The sequence below is a fragment of the Jatrophihabitans sp. genome (assembly GCF_035474675.1).
GTDB lineage: Bacteria > Actinomycetota > Actinomycetes > Mycobacteriales > Jatrophihabitantaceae > Jatrophihabitans_A.
The window spans coordinates 1-4,136 of the sequence record NZ_DATINC010000099.1 but is presented as its reverse complement, the minus strand read 5'-3'; the positions used below and the strand labels follow the sequence as shown (position 1 = coordinate 4,136).

Below are 4,136 nucleotides of genomic sequence, written 5' to 3'. Positions count from 1 at the left end.
GACGAAGTCGAAGTACGCAGTCAGCACGTTGTGCACCCGGACCCGGTTGTCCTCGGTCTCGGCCAGCGCCTGCCGGACCCGTTCCAGCACGTCCTCGGCGTGGGTGTCCAGCAGCGCCAGGTACAGCTCCAGCTTGCCGGGAAAGTGCTGGTACAGCACCGGCTTGGACACCCCGGCCCGGATCGCGATGTCGTCCATCGCCGCGGCGTGGTAGCCGTGGGTGACGAAGACCTCCTGGGCGGCGGCCAGCAGCTGCTTGCGCCGGGCCGAGCGCGGCAGCCGGGCTCCGCGCGAGGCGTCCATGGTTTCGGTCATGAGGAACCTCCTGGCCGGCAGCTGGGGCACCTCGATGCTACCGGTGGGTAGGGCCGGCCGGCGCGGCCGGACGTCCGCAGCCGGGGGCGGGTAGTTTTGTTGCAATGAAGACCTTGCCGGGTGGCCGGGTGCTGCTGGAGAGCCGGGCGCTGAGCTCCGGCCGCCGGCTGGTGCAGGCCGGCCGCGGCCTGCGCACCCGGCCCGGACACCCGTTGCGGACGGCGGTGCTGGCCGCTCCCGCCGACCACCGGCTGGCCGCCCCGGACCCGACGCGGCAACCGTGGCCGGCCACCGAGCTGCGGATCGGCGAGCAGCGGCTCAACGTCCGCACGACCCCGTCGGACAATCCGGACGCCGAACCCGCGCTGTACGTGCACGGCCTGGGCGGGGCCTCGACCAACTTCACCGACCTGGCCGACCTGCTCTCGCCGTGGCTGGACGGCCACGCCCTCGACCTGCCCGGCTTCGGCCGGTCCGGGCCGCCGCCGGGCGGGGACTACTCGATCGCCGCGCACACCCGGCTGGTGGTCGACTACCTGGAGCAGTCCGGACGCGGCCCGGTGCACCTGGTCGGCAACTCCATGGGCGGCGCCATCTCGATCCAGCTGGCCGCCAGCCGGCCGGACCTGGTGCGCACCCTCACCCTGATCTCGCCGGCGGTGCCGGACCTGCGCCCGAAGAAGGGGTCGGACGCCCTGCTGCCGCTGCTGCTGGTGCCCGGACTGGGGTACCGGGCGATCGAGCGGCTGGACCGGCTGCCGGCCGAGCGCCGGGTGTGGGCGGTGCTCGAGCTGTGCTTCGCCCATCCCGAGCTGGTGCCGCCGAACCGGCTGGCCGAGGCGGTCGAGGAGCTGGAGACCCGGCGTGGCTACAGCTGGGCCGGCGAGGCCATGCTGCGGTCGCTGCGCGGGCTGGTGCGTACCTACCTGACGGTCGGCACCCGCTCGCCCTGGCACGCGCTGAGCCGGATCTCCGCGCCCGCGGTGGTGGTGTGGGGCCAGCTCGACCGGCTGGTCGACGTCGCCAACGCGCCCCGGGTGGCCCGGACCCTGCCGGACGCCAGCCTGCTGGTGCTGCCCGACGTCGGGCACACCGCGCAGTTGGAGGATCCGGTGAGCACCGCCCGCGCCGTCCTGGGGCTGCTGGCCCGCGCACATGACGGCTTCGCAAATGACGGCTTCCGGCAGGCCGGTGTGGGATTGTGACGCGGTGACCCGACCGAGCGCCCCGCAGCGGCCGCGATATCCGGCCGACGGCCGGGTGCCCGGTGACCGCCGGCCGGCGGCTGACAGCCAGCCCGGCGGCCGGCGAACCGGTGGCCAAGGACCCGGCGGTCAGGGATCCGGCGGTCAGGGGCCCGGCGGTCAGGGATCCGGCGGCCGGGGGCCTGGCGGTCAGGGATCCGGCGGCCGGGGGCCTGCGGGTCCGCCCCGCCGCACCGGCCGGACCCGCTGGCAGGAGTTCGCCGGCCGGTACGGCTGGCGCGCCTACGCGCTGCCGGTGCTGAGCGTGGTCACGGTGCTGGCCGTGGTCAATATGGGGCTGCACCGCGGCGACCCGCAGCCGCGCGCGGCCGGTGGCACGCCGGTGCCCTCCGACACGCCCGCCGCCCCGGCCAGCACCGCCGCGTCCAGCCCGGCCGGCAGCCGGCCGGTCGCCAGCAGCTCGCGCAAGGCCAGCACGGCGGCCAGCAGCCCCGCGGTCAAGCTGCGCAGCTGGCAGCTGCCGCCGGGGCCGGCCTACACCTTCAACGGCACCGGCGTCTTCACCACCATCGCCGGCACGTCCGGTGTGCTCGGCAAAGGCCAGCTGTTCAAGTTCACCATCGACATCGAGAACGGCATCACCGGAGTGGACCCGCAGGCGTTCGCCGCCGGGGTGATGGAGGCGCTCAGCGACCGGCGGTCCTGGATCGGCTCCGGCACCGTCGCGCTGCAGCGGGTGGACTCCGGGCCGGTGGACTTCCGGATCAGCCTGGCGGCCCCGACCACGGTGCGCAGCATCTGCGGGTACACGCTCAAGATCGAGACCTCCTGCAACGCCGGCAGCGTGGGCCGGGTGATGCTCAACGTCTCGCGCTGGACCCGCGGTGCGCAGGTCTACGCCGGTGACCTGGCCAACTACCACCGCTACGCCGTCAACCACGAGGTGGGCCACGCGCTCGGGCACAACCACGCCCACGAGTGCCTGCCCAACGGCATGGCGCCGGTGATGATGCAGCAGACCATCGGCACCAAGGTGGCCGGCGGCCAGACCTGCCGGCCCAATCCGTGGCCGTTCCCGCCCGGCGTCGCCGGCGCCCCCGGCGCCGAGCAGGTCGGCGAGGCGCCCGACACGGAGTTCTTCCAGCGCAACCAGTGACCCCGCCGGCTGGGCCGGTGCGCGGCGGTGTGGGAATCTGGCAGTGCGGTCCGGGCGTTGTGCCCTGAAGACCTGACAGTGCTGCTTTGTTGGAAGGACGAGAGCTCGTGTCCCTGCCACCGCTCGTGGAGCCGGCTGAATCGCTGACCATCGACGAGGTGCGCCGCTACAGCCGGCACCTGATCATCCCGGACGTGGCGATGGTCGGGCAGAAGCGCCTGAAGAACGCCAAGGTGCTGTGCGTCGGCGCCGGTGGCCTCGGCTCGCCGGCCCTGATGTACCTGGCGGCCGCCGGCGTGGGGACCCTCGGCATCGTCGAGTTCGACGTGGTCGACGAGTCCAACCTGCAGCGCCAGATCATCCACGGCCAGTCCGACATCGGCCGGCCCAAGGCATCCTCGGCGCGCGACAGCGTGCGCGAGATCAATCCGTTCGTCGAGGTGATCGTGCACGACACCCGGCTGGACAACGACAACGTCCTGGAGATCTTCGGCCAGTACGACCTGATCGTCGACGGCACCGACAACTTCGCCACCCGGTACCTGGTCAACGACGCCTGCGTGCTGCTGGACAAGCCCTACGTCTGGGGCTCGATCTACCGCTTCGACGGCCAGGCCTCGGTGTTCTGGAACCGCTACGGGCCCAACTACCGCGACCTCTACCCGGACCCGCCGCCGCCGGGCATGGTGCCCTCCTGCGCCGAGGGCGGCGTGCTGGGCGTGCTGTGCGCCTCGATCGGCTCGATCATGGCCACCGAGGCGATCAAGCTGATCACCGGCGTCGGCGAGCCGCTGGTCGGCCGGCTGATGATCTACGACGCCCTGGAGATGACCTACAGCACCGTCCGGATCCGCAAGGACCCCGCGGCGCCGCCGATCACCGAGCTGGTGGACTACGAAGCCTTCTGCGGGGTGGTGTCGGAGGAGGCGCAGCAGGCCGCGGCCGGCTCCACCATCACCGCCGCCGAGCTGAAGGAGCTGCTCGAGTCCGGCAAGCCCATCGAGCTGATCGACGTCCGGGAGCCCGCCGAGTGGGAGATCGTGTCGATCCCCGGCGCCAAGCTGGTGCCCAAGGACCAGATCCTGCGCGGCGACGCGCTGGCCTCGCTGCCGCAGGACCGCCAGATCGTGATGTATTGCAAGAGCGGGGTGCGCTCGGCCGAGACGCTGGCCGCGGTCAAGTCCGCCGGGTTCTCCGACGCGGTGCACGTGCAGGGCGGCGTGACCGCCTGGGTGAACCAGGTGGACCCGTCACTGCCGTCGTACTGACGATGGCGCTCTGAGGAATGGCGGCGAACCGGGCCGGCCTGCGCCGGCAGGCGCTGGACGAGCGGCTGCCGCTGCCGGAACGGGTGCTGGCCTGCGTCGAGCTGATCCCGTCCGGGCGGGTGATGTCCTACAAGGACGTCGCGGAGTTCATCGGGATAGCCGGTGCGCGGCACGTCGGGCGGGTACTGGCTT

Annotated in this window: 5 protein-coding genes; 4 read left to right on the top strand and 1 reads right to left on the bottom strand. The window is 72.7% G+C overall.

Features of this window, described 5'->3' with window-relative positions; translation table 11 throughout:
* On the bottom strand, positions 1-315 hold a 315-nt coding region (locus VLJ82_RS12110), incomplete at its 3' end, for a TetR/AcrR family transcriptional regulator (RefSeq protein WP_408663610.1).
* Positions 316-419: 104 nt separating this feature from the next.
* On the opposite strand from VLJ82_RS12110, the gene VLJ82_RS12105 reads away from it, so the two are divergent.
* The 4 genes from VLJ82_RS12105 to VLJ82_RS12090 all read left to right on the top strand — a co-directional run.
* The gene (locus VLJ82_RS12105; RefSeq protein ID WP_408663609.1) at positions 420-1,520 is read left to right on the top strand and encodes an alpha/beta fold hydrolase; all 1,101 of its coding nucleotides are present in this window, start codon (positions 420-422) and stop codon (positions 1,518-1,520) included.
* Between the two features lie 295 nt (positions 1,521-1,815).
* On the top strand, positions 1,816-2,676 hold the full coding sequence (locus tag VLJ82_RS12100) for a DUF3152 domain-containing protein (RefSeq protein WP_408663608.1): 861 nt from the start codon (positions 1,816-1,818) through the stop codon (positions 2,674-2,676).
* Between the two features lie 107 nt (positions 2,677-2,783).
* A complete protein-coding gene (moeZ, locus tag VLJ82_RS12095) occupies positions 2,784-3,944 on the top strand; it encodes an adenylyltransferase/sulfurtransferase MoeZ (protein WP_408663607.1) in 1,161 nt (386 codons plus the stop codon).
* Positions 3,945-3,961: 17 nt separating this feature from the next.
* Positions 3,962-4,136 (top strand): MGMT family protein (locus tag VLJ82_RS12090; protein WP_408663611.1); only part of this gene is annotated, 175 nt, incomplete at its 3' end.